12 protein-coding genes and 2 pseudogenes are annotated in these 17,862 nt (G+C 64.9%); all 14 read right to left on the bottom strand.

Going from position 1 to position 17,862, the window contains the following annotated elements:
* Positions 1-99: 99 nt before the first annotated feature.
* The gene (locus BEN49_RS00455; RefSeq protein ID WP_070739203.1) at positions 100-2,109 is read right to left on the bottom strand and encodes a T9SS type B sorting domain-containing protein; all 2,010 of its coding nucleotides are present in this window, start codon (positions 2,107-2,109) and stop codon (positions 100-102) included.
* Between the two features lie 34 nt (positions 2,110-2,143).
* Positions 2,144-2,836 (bottom strand): hypothetical protein, encoded by a 693-nt coding sequence (locus BEN49_RS29995; RefSeq protein WP_262490160.1) that lies wholly within the window; start codon positions 2,834-2,836, stop codon positions 2,144-2,146.
* A gap of 86 nt (positions 2,837-2,922) precedes the next feature.
* Positions 2,923-3,240, bottom strand: a pseudogene (locus BEN49_RS29990) (aromatic amino acid lyase); the annotation flags it as partial.
* Positions 3,241-3,381: 141 nt separating this feature from the next.
* Positions 3,382-4,161, bottom strand: a complete 780-nt coding sequence (locus BEN49_RS00440) for an SDR family NAD(P)-dependent oxidoreductase (RefSeq protein ID WP_204376019.1) — start codon at positions 4,159-4,161, stop codon at positions 3,382-3,384.
* A gap of 50 nt (positions 4,162-4,211) precedes the next feature.
* Positions 4,212-5,677 (bottom strand): annotated as a pseudogene (gene hisS / locus BEN49_RS00435) (histidine--tRNA ligase).
* Positions 5,678-5,863: 186 nt separating this feature from the next.
* Positions 5,864-7,039: a M28 family peptidase gene (locus BEN49_RS00430; RefSeq protein WP_070739198.1), complete on the bottom strand. Its 1,176-nt coding sequence runs from the start codon at positions 7,037-7,039 to the stop codon at positions 5,864-5,866.
* A 62-nt stretch (positions 7,040-7,101) separates the two neighbouring features.
* Positions 7,102-7,842, bottom strand: a complete 741-nt coding sequence (locus tag BEN49_RS00425; RefSeq protein ID WP_070739196.1) for a protease-associated domain-containing protein — start codon at positions 7,840-7,842, stop codon at positions 7,102-7,104.
* Positions 7,843-8,100: 258 nt separating this feature from the next.
* Positions 8,101-9,435 (bottom strand): serine hydrolase domain-containing protein, encoded by a 1,335-nt coding sequence (locus BEN49_RS00420; RefSeq protein ID WP_070739194.1) that lies wholly within the window; start codon positions 9,433-9,435, stop codon positions 8,101-8,103.
* Between the two features lie 264 nt (positions 9,436-9,699).
* The gene (locus BEN49_RS00415) at positions 9,700-10,509 is read right to left on the bottom strand and encodes a hypothetical protein (RefSeq protein WP_070739193.1); all 810 of its coding nucleotides are present in this window, start codon (positions 10,507-10,509) and stop codon (positions 9,700-9,702) included.
* Between the two features lie 292 nt (positions 10,510-10,801).
* Complete coding sequence (locus BEN49_RS00410; RefSeq protein ID WP_070739191.1) at positions 10,802-13,288, bottom strand: TonB-dependent receptor; 2,487 nt, start codon at positions 13,286-13,288, stop codon at positions 10,802-10,804.
* An 843-nt stretch (positions 13,289-14,131) separates the two neighbouring features.
* Positions 14,132-15,577, bottom strand: a complete 1,446-nt coding sequence (locus BEN49_RS00405) for a toxin-antitoxin system YwqK family antitoxin (RefSeq protein ID WP_070739189.1) — start codon at positions 15,575-15,577, stop codon at positions 14,132-14,134.
* Between the two features lie 17 nt (positions 15,578-15,594).
* The gene (locus BEN49_RS26430; protein WP_125916347.1) at positions 15,595-16,197 is read right to left on the bottom strand and encodes a DUF6624 domain-containing protein; all 603 of its coding nucleotides are present in this window, start codon (positions 16,195-16,197) and stop codon (positions 15,595-15,597) included.
* A 122-nt stretch (positions 16,198-16,319) separates the two neighbouring features.
* Positions 16,320-17,501, bottom strand: coding sequence for an acetyl-CoA C-acyltransferase (locus tag BEN49_RS00400; protein WP_317040370.1), 1,182 nt, complete (start codon positions 17,499-17,501; stop codon positions 16,320-16,322).
* A gap of 69 nt (positions 17,502-17,570) precedes the next feature.
* On the bottom strand, positions 17,571-17,738 hold the full coding sequence (locus tag BEN49_RS27445) for a hypothetical protein (protein WP_158022692.1): 168 nt from the start codon (positions 17,736-17,738) through the stop codon (positions 17,571-17,573).
* Between the last annotated feature and the right edge of the window lie 124 nt (positions 17,739-17,862).

Raw genomic sequence — 17,862 nt, 5'->3', positions numbered from 1 at the left:
CCACCGCCGGGACCTTGCCTTGGGCCCCCAAGAAACTCCGAAGGCAGCACAGGCAAGGCCCCGGCGGTGCCAGCACAGCTTGGCGGTACAAGCCTTTTGCTATTTTAAAATCGTAACTGTGCCGGTTTGGCGGAGGAACTGGCCGGCTTCGTCGGTTTGCTCGAAGCGCCACACGTACACGCCGTTCACGGGCGCGTGGCCGTTGATGGTGCCGTCCCAGGTAGTGGCGCGGTCGGTAGCGCGGAATACCTGCTGGCCGTTACGGTCCACGACGATGAGTACGAAGTTATTCAGAAACAGGCCTTTTACTTCGAACACGTCGTTTAGCCCGTCGCCGTTGGGCGTGAAGGCATTGGGCAGCAGCAGGCGGGCGCGGCGCGGCACCTGCGCCACGCTGGAGTAGCTGAACGTGCCCGCCGGGATGCCGGCCCCGCTGATTTGCAAGCGGTAGCACAGTACCTGGCGGTCGGTGGGTGGCAGATTATCAGTGGCGCTGAGGGCCCCCGTGGGAGCAGCCGTGGCCAGCACCGTGCCGTCGGCGGCTAGGGTTTGGAGGGCGTAGGCAGCGGGCTGGGTGGGGTCGGGGCCGGTGAATGCCGACCAGCTCAGGCCCACGGCGGTGGCATCGTCGTCGAGGGCCCTAGCGGTGAGGATGCTGGGGCAGGCCACGCCGCTTTCGGCCGAAGTGTTGCCGCACAAGTCGGTGAGGCGCAGCGAGTAGCACACGGCGGTGAGCGTCGCCGCGGCAGTCGAGTCGGTGACGGTGCGCCCGGTGGTGGCCGCTAGGAAATCGGAAACGGGACCCGCGCTGGGCAGGCGGCGGTAGCGCAGCGTGGCCCCGGCCGGCACGGGGCCCCCGGGCAGGCTGGGGGTTAGCGTTACCAGGTTCTGGAGGTTGAAGCTGGCCACGAGGCGGGGCGTGGGCGGGGCCACGTTGGAGGCGGCCACGAGGCTGGCTTCGTTGGAGAGCACGGCCCCGCCGTCGGTGCTCACGTGGTAGGTATAGCGGGTGCCGCACACCACATCGGCGTCTTCCAGCCCGCCGTTGATGGGCGTCAGGTTGGTGACGGCTACGCCGTTGCGCGTCACGGCGTAGGGCCCCGGGCCGGGGTTGGCATTGGTCAGCAGCAGCTGGTTGCGGCCCTGCACCGAGGCCACGGCCAGTTCCAGGGTGTAGCGCGTGGCCGAGGCCACGGCGGCGGTCTGGCAGTTGTCGGTACGCAGCAGGCGGTAGCCGCCGGCCGCAGCGGCCGGCAGGGCAATACTGGTGCTGCCCGCCGGCACATCGGCCACGTTCTGGAACGGGCCAGTAGTGCCGGCCGGGACCCGCTGCAAGGTGTAGATATAGCCAGTTGGTAATTGCGTCACGGCCAGGCTTAGCTCGCCGCCGGGTGTGGGGGCGCTCAGCATCAGGGTGTTTAGCGCGGGCACCTGGGCGGCCGGTATGGCCGGAATGGTCTGGGTATTGGGGCTGGTGCAGGGCCCCACCAGGTTGTAGTAGCCCGTGACGGTGAGCGTGGTGGCCCCGGCCAGGGCGACCACCTGCGGCAGGTTGCGCCGCACCACAGCCACCTCCGGCCCGCTGCCGGCCCGCACGGTGTAGCGGTCGTACACGGCGTCCGTCACCGTGACCAGGGCCACGCCGGCGGGGCAGGGGGCAATGGTGAACGGCGGCGGCACGGTGGCGTAGGCCGTGAGCACGCGGGTGTAGAACGTGCCAATAACGCCGCCGTTGGGCAGCGTGGTGTTGGCGTTTTCGGAGATGGTGACAGGGCCCGGCGCGGTGGGTGTGTACCGGTACTTAGTGCTGGCCCCATCAGGCGAAATCAAGCAACTGGGCGGGTACACATCAGTGCCCGGCAGGGCCGTATAATACGTCAGGTCAGGCGATACGGCGCGGCTGGCGCAGGGCACGAAGCGCACCGGCCGCCCCACGCACAGCGCCTGCACCTCCTGCCCGGTGGCGGCGTCGACCACGGCAAACGGCACGCCGTTGCAATCGGTGGGCGGGGGCTGGGCACAGTTCTGGGCCCGGGCCCGCTCGGGCGCCAGGGCCCCTAGCAGGCCCATTAATAAAAAGAAAAATAACCCGGGGAGCGTCAGCTTCATGCCCAAAAATACGCGCCAACGGTCCTCCGCTCACCTAAGCGCCGCCCAGGCCCGCCGCCGGCCACCCGTGGCCCCGCACAAACGCCGCCGCCTGGCGCAGCGCCAAGTACGGCACTACGCCAGGGCCCCCAGCGGGCACCGCCGCCCGGAAGGCCGCTAGTAGTGTTTCGCTGGGCCTAGTAGCTCCCGCAACGGGCTCCGACGCTGGGGCCCCCGTCACCGCTAACAGCTCGAGGCCCAGCAGCTGCTCCACGTTTTCCACCACTTGGCGCAGGCGCAAAGCCGCGTAGGCATCGGCCTCGGCGGCCACCAGCTGGCTACTGGTGGCGGTGTGCGCCGCCAAACCCAGCGCCGCCGCGCCGAGCCTCAGCCCGGCCGCGTACTGCGCCGCGCGGGCCGCCGCGGCCTGTCCAGCGCCGCCGTGGCCGCCGCCTAATTGCCCCAGCGCCGGGGCCAGCGGGGCCGATTCCGGGCTGCTTAGGGCCCCCGCAACGGCTTGCTCCGCCGCATGCAGCGTAGGTTGGAGCGCCGTTTCCTCAGCCGTTTCGGCGGGAGCCGACAAGGAACGGATGGCCGCCGCAGCCTGCACCAGGCGCTGGGTGCGCAACAGCGCATCCACCGCGTAGGCCAGGGCGAAAAGGGCGCCGCGCAGTAGGGCCCCCGCTTCGTCGGTGCGCAGGGCCAGCGGCTCCCAGCTGAACAGGCTGAAGGCGTCGGCCGTGGCCAGGCGGTAGCCTTGGTAGTTGATTTCGCCCTCGCCCAGCAGCGGCAGGGCCAGGTGGCCCGCGCCGCCTCGTCGCCGCCCTGCTCGAACACCACCGGCAGCAGCTCGCGGTTGTACATGGCCAGCAGGCGCTCGGCCGTGGCGCGGGCCAGACCGTCGGGTTGGTTGACGGCTTGTTGCGCAGCCAGCAGCAGCATCAGGCGCACCAGGTTCTGGGGGGCTTCGGGGCCCGTGCCGCAGGCCTGGGCCCGCAGAGCGGCCAGCTCGGAGGCCTCGGCTGGGGCCCCAGCGGGGGTAAAGCTGGCGGCGGCTTCGGGACTCAGGGCCACAGTTTCGCCGCTGGCCAGCAAGTCGGCCAAGGTGCGGAGGGTGAGCGGGGCGCCGGGCGCGAGGAGGTGGGCAGGCATGGAATAGCTGGTGAAGTGGGGCGGTAGCCGTTCGCTACTGAATTGCCGGCGCTAGTGCCTCCTCTGCCGGGACCAGCGGCGCATGGGCTTTGGCAGCGGCGCACTCGACGGGCGGCGTTTGCCGCCTAGCCGCGGTTTCTGCTACGAGGTGAGGTGGGCTTTCCAGGCCGCAAATTCGGTGGCGACGATGCGCTGGCCCGTGAGGCCCTTGCTGGCATCGGCGGCCAGAAATACAATCGGTTCGGCCATTACAGCGGGGCTCAGCAGTTGAAACTGGCCGGCAATTTCTGCCTTCGCCGCGTCGGGAATCATACCGGTATCGGTGGCCCCGCCGGGCAGCAGCATGTTCACGTCGATGCCGTGCGCGCGCAGGTCCTCGGCCATGATGAGCGACAGCGACTCGGCCCCCGCCCGCGACGGCCCGTAGGGCACGAATCCGCGGCGGCGCATGGTTTCGTGGTTCATCGAGATGTTCACAATCTTGCCCCGCTGCTGCTGCAAAAACAGCGGCACGAAGGCCTTGGCCACCAAGAAGTACCCCGTCAGGTTCGTATCCACGAGGTCGCGAAATCCTTCGGCGCTCACTTCGTAAAACGGCTGCGGCCGGGTCAGAAAATCGGGGTTCACGGTGCGCATCCCAATGCCGGCGTTGTTCACCAGCAAATCCAGGCCGCCCCAGTGCGTGCCCACCCACTGCACGGCCGCCGCGATGGAGGCCTCGTCGCGCACGTCCAATTCCAGGGCCTGCACGTCCAGGCCTTCGTCGTGCAGCTGGGACCGGGCTTGCGCGAGTTTTTCGGGGCCCCGGGCCGTGATGGCAACCGTTGCCCCGGCCGCGGCCAGGGCCCGCGCCATGGCCAGCCCCAGGCCGCTGGAAGCACCGGTAACCAGCGCCCGCTTGCCCATTAATTCCTTCGTCACGTTGGAGATGCGTTTGAGTGGTAGTAGAAAATCACAAGGGCACAGGCGAGTTACCGGGCTTGGGCCAGCACGGCCACGGCTTCGGCCACCGAGAGCAGCTGCTCTTGGCCGGCACGCATGTCGCGCAGCTTCACCTGGCCGGCGGCGCGCTCGTCGGGACCCGCCAGCAGCAGGTACGGAATGCCTTTTTGGTCGGCGTACTGAAACTGCTTTTTGAGCTTGGCGGCGTCGGGGTACAGCTCAGCGGGCACGCCGGCGGCGCGCAGCTGGGCCAGCAGCGGCAGGCCGGCGGCCAGCGAGGCCGCATCGAACTGCGCCAGCAGCACCCGCGTGAGCGTGCCGGTGCGGCCGGGAATAATTCTAATTCCTCCAGGCAGTCGTAGAGCCGGTCCACGCCGAATGAGAAGCCCACGCCCGATACGTCCGGTAGCCCGAAGGCCCCGGTGAGGTTGTCGTAGCGGCCGCCGCCGCTCACGCTGCCCATTGTCACGTTGTTGATTTTCACCTCGAAAATGCAGCCCGTGTAGTAGGAGAGGCCCCGGGCCAGGGTGGGGTCAAACTCCAACCGGTCGAACTGCGCGAAGCTAGAAGCTTGCAGCAGGTCGCGCACGGCGGCCAACTCGTTGAGGCCCCGGTAGTAGGCATCCTGCGAATCGTCGGCTTCGTCGGTGGGCTCGTTGGGGCCCGGGCGCTGGCCGTCGGGCTCCACGCCGGCCGTCACGAAGCCGGCCAGCAGGCGCTGGAGCTTCTTGGCGTAGCCGCCGCCCACCGTCAGCAACTCGAATAGCGTGTCGATGGCGGCGTCCGAAAAGCCTTTTTCGAGCAGCTCCTTGGTCACGCCGTCGCGGCCGATTTTGTCGAGCTTGTCGATGGCCACGAATAGGTCCGTCTCTTTGCCCTCGCTGCCCAGGGCCTGGTAAATGTTGCGCAGCACCCCGCGGTGGTTGATTTTGATGGTGAAGTCCACCAGGCCCAAGCCGTTGAGCACCTGGGCCATCATCAGCACAATCTCGGCTTCGCAGAGCAACGAGTCGGTGCCCACCACGTCGGCGTCGCACTGCCAAAACTCGCGGTAGCGGCCGCGCTGGGGGCGGTCGGCGCGCCACACGGGCTGCATCTGGTAGCGCTTGAAGGGAAAGGTGAGGGTGGCCCGGTTCATGGCCACGTAGCGGGCGAAGGGCACGGTGAGGTCGTAGCGCAGGCCCTTTTCGGCGATTTTGGGCAGCACGGCGCGGGGGCCCTGGGCGAGGTCGTCGGCCGTCACGAGCGGGGTGATTTCGCCGCGGCGCTCCTTCACCAGGAAGTTGCCCGAGTTCAGGACTTTAAACAGGAGCTGGTCGCCCTCGTCGCCGTACTTGCCGGTGAGTACCGAGAGGTTTTCCAGGGTTGGCGTTTCAATCGGCGCGTAGCCAAACTGCTCGAACGTGCGGCGGATGACGCCAAAAATGTGCTGGCGGCGGGCCACCTGGGCCGGGCCAAAATCGCGGGTGCCTTGCGGGATGCTGGGTTTTTCCATTACGGCCGCAAAGGTAGGGCCCCCGGATAGGTAGCGCGGGCTTGGTGTGCCCACGTCGAAAGTTGGGGCGGCCGCAGCTGGGCGTGAACCGGCCCGTGCTGGCCCACCTGCCCAGCGCGCACGCAGTCGGCCGCGCTGGGCAGGTGGGCCAAAGCTCCCAGCGTTTCCCTGGAGGTACCCAGCCGGCTATTCCTTCGTGAACGTAAATTCCTTACCCCCCTGCTTATGCACGTAAACGGGCTTGGTCGGGTCAAACTCGGCCCGAATGTCGGCCGGGTCACACTTAAATATCCCTGGGCTCACTGGCTCCAGTAGGATGGCCGACTGCCCCGCGGCTTGGGACTTGAGTGTGTTGCCTTCTTTGGTGAACGTAATTTTTAGCGGGCTCTGCGTGCTGGTATAGGTGCCAGTGTAGCGGTCAAGGTCAGCAAGAGTAGGTACGTAGCCAGTGCTGCGGTACTTCTCATCCACCATAATGCGCTGGTCGCGGTTGGCCACGGCCCAGGTGGTGTGGAAGATGAGCTGGTCGCGCCGGGCCATGGCCGGGAAGTCAATCAGCTCCACGTCGTCGGTGGCCTTGTGGTACTGGGGGTGTTCACCGCTGGTGTAAAAAATTACCGGGATGTTGTGCTTGGCGAAGCTGTAGTGGTCGGAGCGGTAGTAAATGCGCTCGGGGTCGTTGGGGTCATTGTATTTGTAGTCGAGGGCTACCGGGTTGTACTGCTGGTTGGTGGCCTCGCTCAGCGTGTGCAGCTCGGTGCTTAGCCGGTCGTCGCCCACCAGGTACACGTAGTCGCCCTTGCCCTGGTGCAGGCTGTCCACGCGGCCCACCATGTCGATGTTGAGGTCCGTCACGGTATTAGCCAGTGGGAACACGGGGTGGTCGGTGTAGTACTGCGAGCCGAACAGGCCCTCTTCCTCGCCGGTGTTGGCTAGGAACAAGAGGCTGCGGCGCGGGCCGTGGCCGTCTTTTTTGGCCTGGGCGAAGGCGCGGGCCATGGCCAGTACGCTCACCGTGCCCGAGCCGTCGTCGTCGGCGCCATTGTACACCTCGCCGTCCTTGATGCCGAGGTGGTCGTAGTGGGCCGACACCACAATGACTTCGTCTTTTTTATCGCTGCCTTCGAGGTAGCCTAACACGTTTTCGGTGGTGAAGGGCTCGCTGCGTAGCACGGCCTTTGCCTCGATTACCACGGGCTTAAAGGGCGAGGCAACCGGCTTGCCCGCCTTGGCCACGGCTTGGCGATAGTGCGCCAGGCCGGCCGGGGTAGTGCCCAGTAGCTTGGCGCCCAGCTCGGGCGAAACAAAGAAAAAGTTTCGCCCGCCCTGCCGCTTTTTGGCGCCCACAAACGAGAGCTGCACACGGCCCAGTATATCAGTAAATGCCTTGGGTGCGGCCGCCAAAGATGCCGCCGTCGGCATAATCACCGTGTAGGAACGGGCCCCGAGCGGGCTAGCGCGGCTTGTCGGGCGTACAGGCCAGCCAGGTCGGCGGTGGCGTAGGGGCTGGGTTTGCCGTCGGCGCTCAGCAGCGACTGGCCCTTCGCGTTCAGGGGCTCGCCCAGTAGAAATACCACGTCTTTGCCTGTGTAGTCGGCGGCGGTGGCGAAGTCCGAATACTTTTCTTCCTTAATGCCATAGCCCACAAACACGGGCTTAAGTATAACGGGCGCCGCAAACGTCTCGTTGACCGTGGCGCAGAAGTCCTGGTTGCCCTGGTAGGTCTTGGGGCCCACTTTCAGCACACTGGCCGGGGCATCCAAGGTCATCCGAATCAGGTCGAAATGCTGGAGGTAGGGGTTATCGGACCCGGCAATGGGCCCCGTCAAGCCATCGGCCGCAAAGGCTTTGGCGAGGTAGTCGGCGGCCATTTTCTGGCCTTTCTTGCCCGTTTCGCGTCCCTCGTAGGCATCCGAAGCCAGCACGTCGAGGTCGGTTTTCAGGCCTGCGGGCGTGATGCTGGCGGCGTAGGGCAGTGAGTAGTCGGTGGCCGCCGCAGGTGGGGCACTAGTCGCGGCCGCTTCCATCAGGGCTTGGCCGCGCTTGTGCTTGGTCTTGACTTTAGTGGGCCCGTCGGGGGCGGTCGACTGAGCCAGGGCCGGCGAAGTAGCCGCCAGGGCCAGCAGGCCGGCCGCGAGGGCGCAGTGGGTAAAGGTTGCTTGCATGCGATACGTGCGCGAAACAAGAAGGTGGGAAGAATTGAATATCAAGAAAATGGACCAGCAGTAAACGTAAGTAAGAGGTATATGAATTAGAATATTATCTCCTGAAAAAATGCCACCACGCTACTGGCACCTCAAAGAGACCAGCAGCATGGTGGCAGAAAACTTCCAACGACGCGGCCTCTAAAGAGTCGCGTTGCCTAAGGAAAAACGGTTGGGGTTTGAACAACGAACCGCTGCCCCCAGCCTCTGAAACAAGCCCTACTCCTTGGTGAAGACGTGGGTGGCGCCGCCTTGCTTGAGGGTGAAGGTGGGCTGGGCCGCGTCGAACTCCATGCGGATGCCGGCCGGGTCGAAAGTGAACGCGCCGGGGCCCACGGCTTCGAGTGGCAGAGGGCCCTGGCCGGTGGCCTGGGCCTGGAGGCTGGCGCCGGCCTTGGCCACCGTGATTTTCAGCGGGAACCCGGGGCTGGCGTAGGTGCCGGGGTAGCGGTCGAGGTCGGCCGGGGCGGGCACAAAGGCCAGGAAGGAGGGAATTTTATAGGGCTGATTGAAATAGATGCGCGCGGCGCTGGCCAGCAGCTGGTCGGGCGAGTAGTTGCCGGCGACGCCGTTGCTGCACACGGCCACGGCCAGCTTGTCGGTGGGGAAGTAGCTGGCTGCCGAGCGGAAGCCGTCGATGGCGCCGTTGTGGCCGTAGCCTTTCTTCGGGCCCACCTCCGTGGCAAACAGGGCTCGGCCGTAGCCGTCGCGGATGGTTTGCATGGCGGCCAGGCTGCTAGCCGCCACCAGCTTGCCGCCAAACAGCGCCTCGAAAAAGCGGGTGAGGTCGGCGGGCGTCGATACCAGGGCCCCCGCGCCGCCGGGCACGCTCATGTCGGTTTCCGGGGCCAGCTGCCAGCCGCTGGGCCCCCTTTCGTACGACAGCGCCTCCTGCTTTTGGGGGTTAATTTTGCCGCCGTAATACGTATTTTTCAGGCCGGCTCGGGCCAACACGCGCTTTTGCAGTGCCTGCGGGTAGGGCATTTTGGCGAGCTTCTCCACGATGTAGCCCAGCAGCACGAAGTTGGTGTTGCTGTAGGCAGCCATTGTGCCGGGGGCAAAGTCGGGCTTGGGCCCGGCGATAAGGGCCACCATCTCAGCCTGCGAGTGGGGCTGCGTCATGAAGGCCGGGAAGGCTGGGTCGTTGGTGAAGTTGTGCAGGCCGCTGCGGTGGCTCAGCAGCTGGTCGATGGTGATGGCCGCGGCGCCGGGCACCTGCGGGAAAAACGTGACCAGCGGTGTGTCTAATGTCAGCTTTTTCTCCTCGATGAGCTGAAAAATCATCACCCCCGTGAACATCTTCGTGATGGAGCCGATGCGGTAGCGCGTGTCGGGCGTGGCCGGGGCGCTGGGCGCCAGTTGGGCATCGCCGAAAGCGCGGCGGTACACCACCTGCCCGTCGTGCGACAGGGCCAGGCTGCCCATCATCTTGTGGTTGGTGTCCAAGGCCGCCACCAAGCTGTCGAGCTTAGCGGTGTTGAGTTGCTGAGCCCGGCCCGCCACGGCGGTGAGGCCCAGCAGGCCGATGAGGAAAGGAGTAGCGCGGGGCAGCATGGCAGGTGAAGGAAAGGAGGTGATTGCAGGAAGCGTGTAGGGGAAGAATCGCCGCGCCGGCCGCAGCATTACAGCGTTGCGGGAGAAACTAGCGCCCAGCCAGGGCCCCCGCGTAGCCGCTTTAGGCCAAGATTGCCTTGGCGTCGGGCACGTTACGAACAGCGGACGGTTAAAATAATTGGCCCGCAATGTATAGGCAGGGCCCCCGCACCAGTTGGTGCGGGGGCCCTGCGGCAGTGTTGTTTCTGCTTAAAAGCGCGGTGCTTACCGGCTCGGCTGCGTTTGGGCGGCGTAGGCGGGCTGGGCGGCGGCGGGCAAGTAGCTGCGGTCCATCACCACGAGCACGCGCTGGCCGGCTTGCACGGCGGCGGCGACCTGGGTGGCCAGGCGGGCGGCGCGGTACTCGTTCACGGCGCGGGTGGTGCTCAGCACGAAGGCGGGGCCCCCGGTGGGCGCTGCGCCGAAGGCCGTGGCGGGCAGCGACCACCACGCGCCGCCCGTGGGGCAGTAAGTGCGGTAGGCTGTGCGCAGCTCGGCGGCGGTGCGGATGACATGCTGGCTGCCGCCCAGGTCGTGCGCGCTGCTGGCGATGAACGCCCGGGTGGCCTTCATTACCAGGTCGGTGGGGGCCCCGGTGGCTTGGCGGAACTGCTGGCTTTGGCGCAGCAGCCAGTACAATTTCAGGGGCTCGGGGGCGAGCTTACTTTGGAGGTAGGCGTACTCGGCGTACACGTCGTCGAGGCGCTGGGTGGGCACGTGCTGCTGCTGGGCCAGGAAGCGGGCATAACCGGCGGGGCCCGTGCGGCCGATGGTGGCGGCTTCGGTGCTGTCGGTGCCCATGTCGGGGTTTTCAAAGAGCACCACCGTGGGCTGGGCCTGCGCAAAAGCCTGGCGCATCCGGGCGTATTGCTCGTGGGTGGCGTCGTTCGACGGCACCGTGCCGAAGTAGGTGACGGTGCCCGCAGCGGTGGCCGGGTCCCCCGCAGCCGCCGTGGCGCTTACAAACGATTGGGCGAAAGTAGCGGCCGTGGGAACGAGCAACGCGGCGGTCAGGATCAGAGCGGAAAATTTCATGGTGCAGGAAGAAAGAAGGTGAAGGAGTGAAAAGAAGGGGAGGTGAAGGAGGAGGAAATAAAGGGGAGAAGAGTAGCAACTGGGTCCCCAACCGGGACGTATAGGAAATCAATAAATAAATGACTTTCAAATAGTTAACTTGTTGTGATGCGCGCAGTGAAGCGGAGTCGAAGCATCTCTACTGCTCAACTAATTGTGATTACTGCTGCGGGAGAGATGCTTCGGCTCCACTTCGTTCCGCTCAGCATGACGGTCTTTGAGGCCAACCGTCCGCCCAAGGGCCCCGGGGGACCTAGCCGCCGAAGCCGCCGCCGCCGCTGGGGCCGTTGTCAATCTTTTTGCCGGGCTTGCTGGCCCCGATGTACCAGGTGAAGCCCAGCCAGCCCACGCGGGTCTCGTACTTGTTGTAGAGGCTGGTTTGCAGCTCGGGCGTGGCCAGCTCGGTGCGGCGCACTTGGGTGTTCAGCAGGTCCGATACCCGCAGGGTGAGGGCGGCGCGCTCCTGAAACAGCTGCTGGCGCAGGGCAATGTCTAGGCCGCCGGAGGGCAGCTGGCGGCCCTGGGCCGTGAGCACCGTGGAGCGGATGTCGCCGGTGAGCTGCACGTCGAGGCCCTTGCGGGGCGTGAAGTTGTTGGCCAGGCGGGCGGTGCCGGCCAGGGCGGCGCGGTTGGCGGTGTTCAGGGCGTTGGCGGCAATCTGGGAGTAGTAGATGGAGCCGTTGGCCGAGATGCGCCACCACTTGGTGATGGGCTGGGCCCAGGTGGTTTCCAGGCCGAAGCTGTTGGTGGTGCCCACGTTGTCGTAGCTTTCGCGGGTCACCACGCCCACGTTGTTTGTGCGGGTGGCGGCCGTGTCGATGGTGCGCACCCGGCGGATGGCGTTCTGGGTGAAGCGGGCAAACACCGTGTTGGTGATGGTGGCCCCGCCGGCCAGGTTCATTTGGTGGCCCAGCTCCACGTTGTGGCTGAACTCGGGGAGCAGGGCGGCGTTGCCCTGGCGGTAGTTGCGCGGGTCTTGGTAGAGCTGGATGGGCAGCTGCTGCATGAAATCCGGCCGGTTGAGGCGGCGGGCGTAGCTGAACTGCAGGCGGTTCTGGCCCGGCTCCTTGCCCAGCTCCTTGGCCACGGTGGCCGAGGGGAACAGGCTGACGTAGCGCTTGTCAATCGCGGCGTTGCGGTTGGCCACGCCACCGTTCAGAAAGGTGGCCTCGGTGCGCAGGCCGCCCTGGGCGCTCCAGCCGTGGGCCAACGTGCGCTGGAACGTGGCGTAGGCGGCCGGCATCAGCTGCGTGAAGTTGTAGTCGAACGAGTTGGCCAAATCGGGCTGAAAGCCGTCGGCGGGGTTGTCGGTGGGCTTGAGCATGGCGGTGCTGCCCGTGTTGTGCAGGGTTTGCAGCTTCAGGCCGGTTTCCAGCTTGCCCTTGCCGTCGGCCGTCGGCCGGGTGTAGTCCACCTGCCCGAAGTAGATCTGGGCGTTCACCCGCTGGGCCTGGGTGAAGCCGGCCGGCTTGGGGCCCCCGGTCAGCAACTGGCTCACCGGAATGTTGGCGTCGATGGCCACCAGGCCGGCGTTGGCCGTCAATTCGCGGCCCTTGTGGGCCTCCCAGGTGTGGCGGTAGTCAGCCGACGACTGGAGCACTTTCACGTTCACTTCGGCGGTTTGCTGGCCGTACTGCGTGATGACGGTAGGCGAGCCCACCGTTTGCTGGGTCAGGGTTTGGTTGTCGAGTTCCGACTGTTTTTCCAGGTGCGGCTCCACGCTTAGGCTCAGGGTTTGCTCCTTGCTGAGGTCGTAGTTCAGGCCAAGGTTCAGGCTGTGGTAGCGGCTATGCTGGCGGCCGGTGCCGTCCTGCGTCGTGAACAGGCTGCTGTTGCTGGCCCCGTCGGTGAGGAGCGCCGTTTGGGAGCTGCGGGCAATGGTGCGGTTGACGCGGTCGGAGCCGTCGTAACCCATGTTCCAGGTGGCCTTGCCGTGGTGGCGGCTCAGGCTCAGGCTGGGGGCGTACTTGTCGCGGGTGCCCAGGTTTAGGGCCGCCTGGCCGTTCCAGCCGTCTTTCTTGTTCTTCTTCGTGATGATGTTGATGACGCCCGCCCCGCTGGCGTCGTACTTGGCCGAGGGGTTGGTCATCACCTCCACCTGGGCAATCTGCGAGGCCGGAATCTGGTCGAGGCGCGGGCCGGGGCCCCCGTTGCCGGTGCCGGCCGGCTTGCCGTCAATCAGGATGGTGAGGTTGCTGGAGCCGCGCATGCTCACCGTGCCGGTCGCGTCCACGGCCACCGAGGGCACGTTCTGAAGCACGTTCACGGCCGTGCCGCCCACGCTGCTCAGGTCTTTCTCCACGTTAATCACCGTTTTGCCCAGCTCCTGCTGCACCACGGCCTTCTGGGCCACCACCTGCACCTCTCCCAGTTGGGTAGTGCTGGCGGCCAGTTTCAGGGGCCCCAGGGCCAGGGCCGGCGCCTCGGCCGATAAGGCAAACACCCGGCGCACGGGCTTGAAGTTCAGGGCCTGGGCCCGCAGTATGTAGCGCCCCAGGGCCAGGTGCTCGGCCTTGAAGGTGCCGTCGAGGCCGGTTTGGGCCCCCGTCACGAGCGTCGAATCGGCGGCGCGCAGCAGCAGCACGTCGGCGAAGGGCAGGGGCTGGCCGTTGGCGGCTTCCACCAGCTTGCCGCTCACTTGGGCCGGGCCGGCTTGCTGGGCGTGGAGGCCCAGGGGCAGGGCCGTAAGGAGCAGGGCCAGGCCCCGCAAGGGCTGGCGAAAGGTGTGCAAGAAGATCATGGTGAGTGAGTTGTAGAGCGATTAAGCTGGGTCGGGGCCCTGGGGCTGGGCAGCGGCCGCGGTTCCGCTGGGCAAGGGCCGGGGCCTGCAGCGGCACCGGTGGGGAAAGGTTTTCGGATGGGCTGGGGGCCCGCCCGGTTGGCTGGCCTACGTCGACAGGTACTGGGTTGTCATTACCTACTATGCTATCAACAGAACAAAGGTATGTTAGGTACTTTGTGATGCAAGGTACTAAGACATTAAATATTCGTTAACTAAGATGATTAATATCTTAAGTGCTGATAATCAGCAATAAAAAATTTAATGAAATTCACCGCCGCGTTGTGTTCAGGGTGCTAGATGCGCCAACCGGGCCCGCGGTTGCCCGGGCGGCGCATCTTTTTGCGGGGTTGCGGCCCCCAAGCGGTTCCTGATTTGATGCAGCACCCGCCGGGGTTACCAGCCGGCCCAGGCATTCGTTACAGCGCTTTTATCAAAAGCGCATAAAAAAACCGCCGAACCCGAAAGTCCGGCGGCGAAACGGTGATTGAGAAGCTGTTTGGGGCAATAAGAATGAGTTGGTCCAAAGCGGGGTGTCCGGCGAATTGCCCGAAGGGCTTCGTCGGGCCACTCTTACTAAAGAGCAGGGGCCCCGGGGCGTTGCTAGAGTGGCCCGACGACTGAAAAAGTCGCCGGACCACCTCGTTTCATACCACTCCCAAAACGGTCATGCAGAGCGCAGCGAAGCATCTTTCCTGCGCCAGTAATCAGAATTAGTCACGCTAGAAAGATGCTTCGCTGCGCTCTGCATGACGTTCTGGCGTATCCCTTTCCAACCTAAAGAGTCATTTAGGGCCCCCAGCGCTACTTTTTGCGGGGCGCGGGGCGGCCCGGGGCCTTGGTGCCGGCGGGCACTTCCACGCCGTTCTGGAAGGTCTTGCGGCTTTCCACGGCCACGCCGTCGGGCCCCAGGTAACTCCACACGCCGGTTTCCTTGCCGTTGCGGAAGGCGCCGCGCACGGCCAAGCTGCCGTCTTCGCGCAGCTGCCGGTAGGGCCCCACCTTCAGGCCGTGGGCGTAGGTGGTTTCGGCCTTCAGCTTGCCCGAGGGGTAGTTTTCGAGGCCCAGCCCGGTGGCAAAGCCGTTCTCGTACCCCAGCCGGCTGGCCACCTTGCCGTCGGCAAAGTAGGTGAGCTGCTCGCCGGCCAGCTTGCCGGCCGGGTTGTACAGCGCCACGCTCTGCACCTGCTTGCTGCCTGGGAAAAACGTGCGCCAGGTGCCGGCGGCGCGGTTGTTCTTGTAGCTTTCCTCGGCCAGGGGCAGGGGCCCCGCGGCGTCGTAGCGCGTCACCTTGCGGTCGCGCCCGCCGTTGGCGTAGTCGGTTTCCAGCACCAGCTTGCCGGCCTCGGAAAACTCCTGCGCGTGGCCCGTGGGCACACCCAAGCGGTAGGTAGTTTTGGTTTTGACCTGGCCGCTTTCGTAGTAGCTCGTGGCGGGGCCGTCGAGGTTGGCGGTGCCGCTGGTGGTGGGGACCACGCGCTTGGTCAGGTCGTCGCCGAGGGGGTTGCGCACCGCGCGCTGCACCACCGGGGCGGGGGCGTAGGTGCTCTCCGTCTGGAGCTTGCCGCTGGGGTAGTAGCTCCGGTAGCCGCCGCGGCCGCTGGCGTCGGCCTGCACCTCGGTTTCGAGCTGGCCGGTGGGGTAGTACGTTTTGTAGGGCCCCGCGAGCAGGCCGCGGTGCAGGGTGCCTTCGCTCTGCACCTGGCCGTTGGCGTAGTAAAACTTCACCGCGCCCTCGGGCTGGCCGTCCTTGTAAGTAATGTCGGCCTGGGGCTTGCCGTCGGCGTAGAGCTGGCGCATGGCCCCGTTGGGCTGGCCTTTGGTGAGCATCGTTTTCAGCTTCACCTCGCCCGTGGGATGGTAGTAAGTGAGCTCGCCGCTGGGTTCGTCGTTGTCAAAATTGCCTTCCTGGGCCACCTTGCCGTTGGCGTAGTAGGTTTTGAAGGGGCCCTGGCGCACGCCGGCGCGGTAGGTGGTTTCGAGGCGCCGGGCCCCGCTGGGGTGAAACTCGACGTAGGCCGAGTCGCGCTTGCCCTCGCGGAAGCTGGTTTGCTGCTCGAGCTGGCCGCTGCGGTAGTAGCGCCGGTAGGTGCCCTGGGGGAGGGTGTCGCCGGCCACCAGGGCGGTGTACACCTCGCGCTTGGCGGTTTTGACGGAATCGTAGTAGGTCACAAACCGCTTGAGCTTTTGGGCGTGGGCCGGCAGCGTTAGCAGGGCAAGCAGGAAAACCAAGTATTGCAAGTATTTCATAAGAGCTTGTTAAGAAGTTATTTAATAACAGCTTTATTTCTCTCCTGCGGATTCATCTCATAAAACGCCTCGTTGCATTTTTTTAGATAATCCTCAATTGGCTCCAGTCCTACAGACTTTCTTCGTTTATTCAATTCAGCAGGAGAAATGCAGGGTTTTACTTTACTATTACCACTCATCAGTACTTGAGTTCCATATACTTGTGGGTCGCCTTTAGTAGTAGCAATTCTATCTGTAAGAAATGCATACTGTTTACCCGAAGCGTTTTTGTTATCAACTTCCCGCCGCATAATTTTTAACACCCGCTGCTGAAAATCCTGGTTAAAATCACTGTGTTGAACAAGTGTAAAATAGTGATCAGAGCTCTCCTGACCCACCAAAGTGAAGTTGGGATACCCGTAAGTATCCAGAATTTTCTTAACGGTCGGGAAATTCGTTCTTATTACGCGTTGGTAGGCAGCAGCTGCGCTGTCAGCCGGCTTGATCTTGGCGGTGCTTTGATCTGCTGCATATAGACTATCAATGACGCTGGATAGCTTATGGTTGGAACCCATTGTTTGCCCAATTGAGCAGTGAGCATGAAAAATAACGAAGCAAAAAATAAGTGTGAAGGCCTTCATGACAGAATATTACAGAATGAGGCAGGGCGAAAAAGACTCTCAACAACTACCAAGCCGCAAGAACGCAAAACGGCCGCGCAATAGTGCGCAGCCGCTGGCGTAGTCAAAAACGGGGCCGTTCCCTACACGGCCTCCAGCACGATGGCCGAAGCGCCGCCGCCGCCGTTGCAAATGCCCGTGACGCCGATTTTGCCGCCCTCGTTTTGCATCACGTTCAGCAGCGTCGTCACAATGCGGGCCCCCGAGGCCCCCAGCGGGTGGCCCAGGCTCACGGCGCCGCCATACACGTTCACCTTGGTGCCTTCGAGCTTGAGCAGCTGGTTGTTGGCCAACGACACCACTGAAAACGCCTCGTTGATTTCGTAGAAGTCCACGTCCTTGGCGTCAATGCCGGCGTGCTTGAGCGCTTTCGGAATAGCCAGCGCGGGCGAGGTGGTGAACCACTCCGGGGCTTGCTCGGCATCGGCAAAGCCGCGCACGATGGCAATGGGCTTGATGCCCAGCGCGTCGGCCTTCTCGCGGCTCATCAGCAGCACGGCAGCCGCGCCATCGTTGAGGGTCGAGGCGTTGGCGGCCGTCACGGTGCCTTCCTTGCCGAAGGCGGGCTTGAGGCCGGCTAGCTTCTCAAACTGCACCTTGGTGTACTCCTCGTCGTCGTCCACCACCGTGGTTTTGCCGCGGCTTTCGATGGTGACGGGCACGATTTCGGCCTTCTTCTTGCCGGCCTTGGCGGCGTTGGCGCTGCGGGTGTAGCTCTCGCGGGCAAACTCGTCCTGCTGCTCGCGGGTGATGCCGTAGTGCTGGGCCGTGTTGTCGGCGGCCACGCCCATGGCGTAGTCGTGGTACGGGTCCCAGAGGCCGTCTTTCATCAGGCCGTCAATCATTTGGCCATTGCCGTACTTGGCCCCGAAGCGGGCCTTGTCGAGGTAGTAGGGCACGTTGCTCATGCTCTCCATGCCGCCGGCCAGGATGCAGTCGGCCTGCCCCAGCATGATGGCCTGGGCGGCAAACATGATGGCCTTCGAGCCCGAAGCGCACACTTTGTTCACGGTGGTGCACTCCACGGTGTCGGGCAGGCCGGCTTTTTTGGCCGCCTGCCGCGCCGGGGCCTGGCCCAGGTTGGCCGAAATGACGTTGCCCATAATCACCTGCTGCACTTCCGACGGGGCCACGCCGGCCTTCTCCAGGGCCCCCTTCAGGGCAATGGCGCCCAGCTCGGTGGCCGATACCGAGGCCAGGGCCCCGCCAAACGAGCCAATCGGGGTACGCACCGCCGACACAATTACAACTTCCTTGATCTGCATGGTTTCAACGAAACGTGGGTGGGAATAGAGGAGCAACAAAAATTCGCCCCAAAAGTACGCCCGGGGCCCTCACCATGTGGGCTGGCCGCGGCGGGCGGGAGCCCCGGCGCGGCGGCGCGGCACCTGCTGCAAGTACTGCTGCTCCTGCGCCTTCAGCGCGTCGAGTAGCTGCTGGGCCTGGGCCGGCGACAAATCCATGGCCTGGAGCCGCTCGCGCTGGGGTTTGCAGCTGGGCATCGGTGGCCCGGGCGGCCTCACTGCTCGCGGTGCGGCTGCGGCCCGCGTTGCCCGCGCCGCCCACGCTTTCGTCGAGGCCACGGGTGGCGCCGGGCTGCCCGCCGGTGGGCACGGGCGCGGCGAT

The sequence above is a fragment of the Hymenobacter coccineus genome (assembly GCF_001816125.1).
GTDB classification, from domain to species: Bacteria; Bacteroidota; Bacteroidia; order Cytophagales; family Hymenobacteraceae; genus Hymenobacter; species Hymenobacter coccineus.
The sequence above is the reverse complement of the archived record's forward strand: the minus strand, read 5'-3'. Positions and strand labels throughout refer to the sequence as shown.

Excerpts from the sequence above, each read along its gene's own strand:
- BEN49_RS00455 (WP_070739203.1), bottom strand. The coding sequence starts at position 2,109 with ATGAAGCTGACGCTCCCCGGGTTATTTTTCTTTTTATTAATGGGCCTG.
- BEN49_RS00415 (WP_070739193.1), bottom strand. The coding sequence starts at position 10,509 with ATGAAATTTTCCGCTCTGATCCTGACCGCCGCGTTGCTCGTTCCCACG.
- BEN49_RS00405 (WP_070739189.1), bottom strand. The coding sequence starts at position 15,577 with ATGAAATACTTGCAATACTTGGTTTTCCTGCTTGCCCTGCTAACGCTG.
- BEN49_RS00400 (WP_317040370.1), bottom strand. The coding sequence starts at position 17,501 with ATGCAGATCAAGGAAGTTGTAATTGTGTCGGCGGTGCGTACCCCGATT.
- BEN49_RS00420 (WP_070739194.1), bottom strand. The coding sequence starts at position 9,435 with ATGCTGCCCCGCGCTACTCCTTTCCTCATCGGCCTGCTGGGCCTCACC.
- BEN49_RS00410 (WP_070739191.1), bottom strand. The coding sequence starts at position 13,288 with ATGATCTTCTTGCACACCTTTCGCCAGCCCTTGCGGGGCCTGGCCCTG.
- BEN49_RS27445 (WP_158022692.1), bottom strand. The coding sequence starts at position 17,738 with ATGCCCAGCTGCAAACCCCAGCGCGAGCGGCTCCAGGCCATGGATTTG.
- BEN49_RS26430 (WP_125916347.1), bottom strand. The coding sequence starts at position 16,197 with ATGAAGGCCTTCACACTTATTTTTTGCTTCGTTATTTTTCATGCTCAC.
- BEN49_RS00425 (WP_070739196.1), bottom strand. The coding sequence starts at position 7,842 with ATGCAAGCAACCTTTACCCACTGCGCCCTCGCGGCCGGCCTGCTGGCC.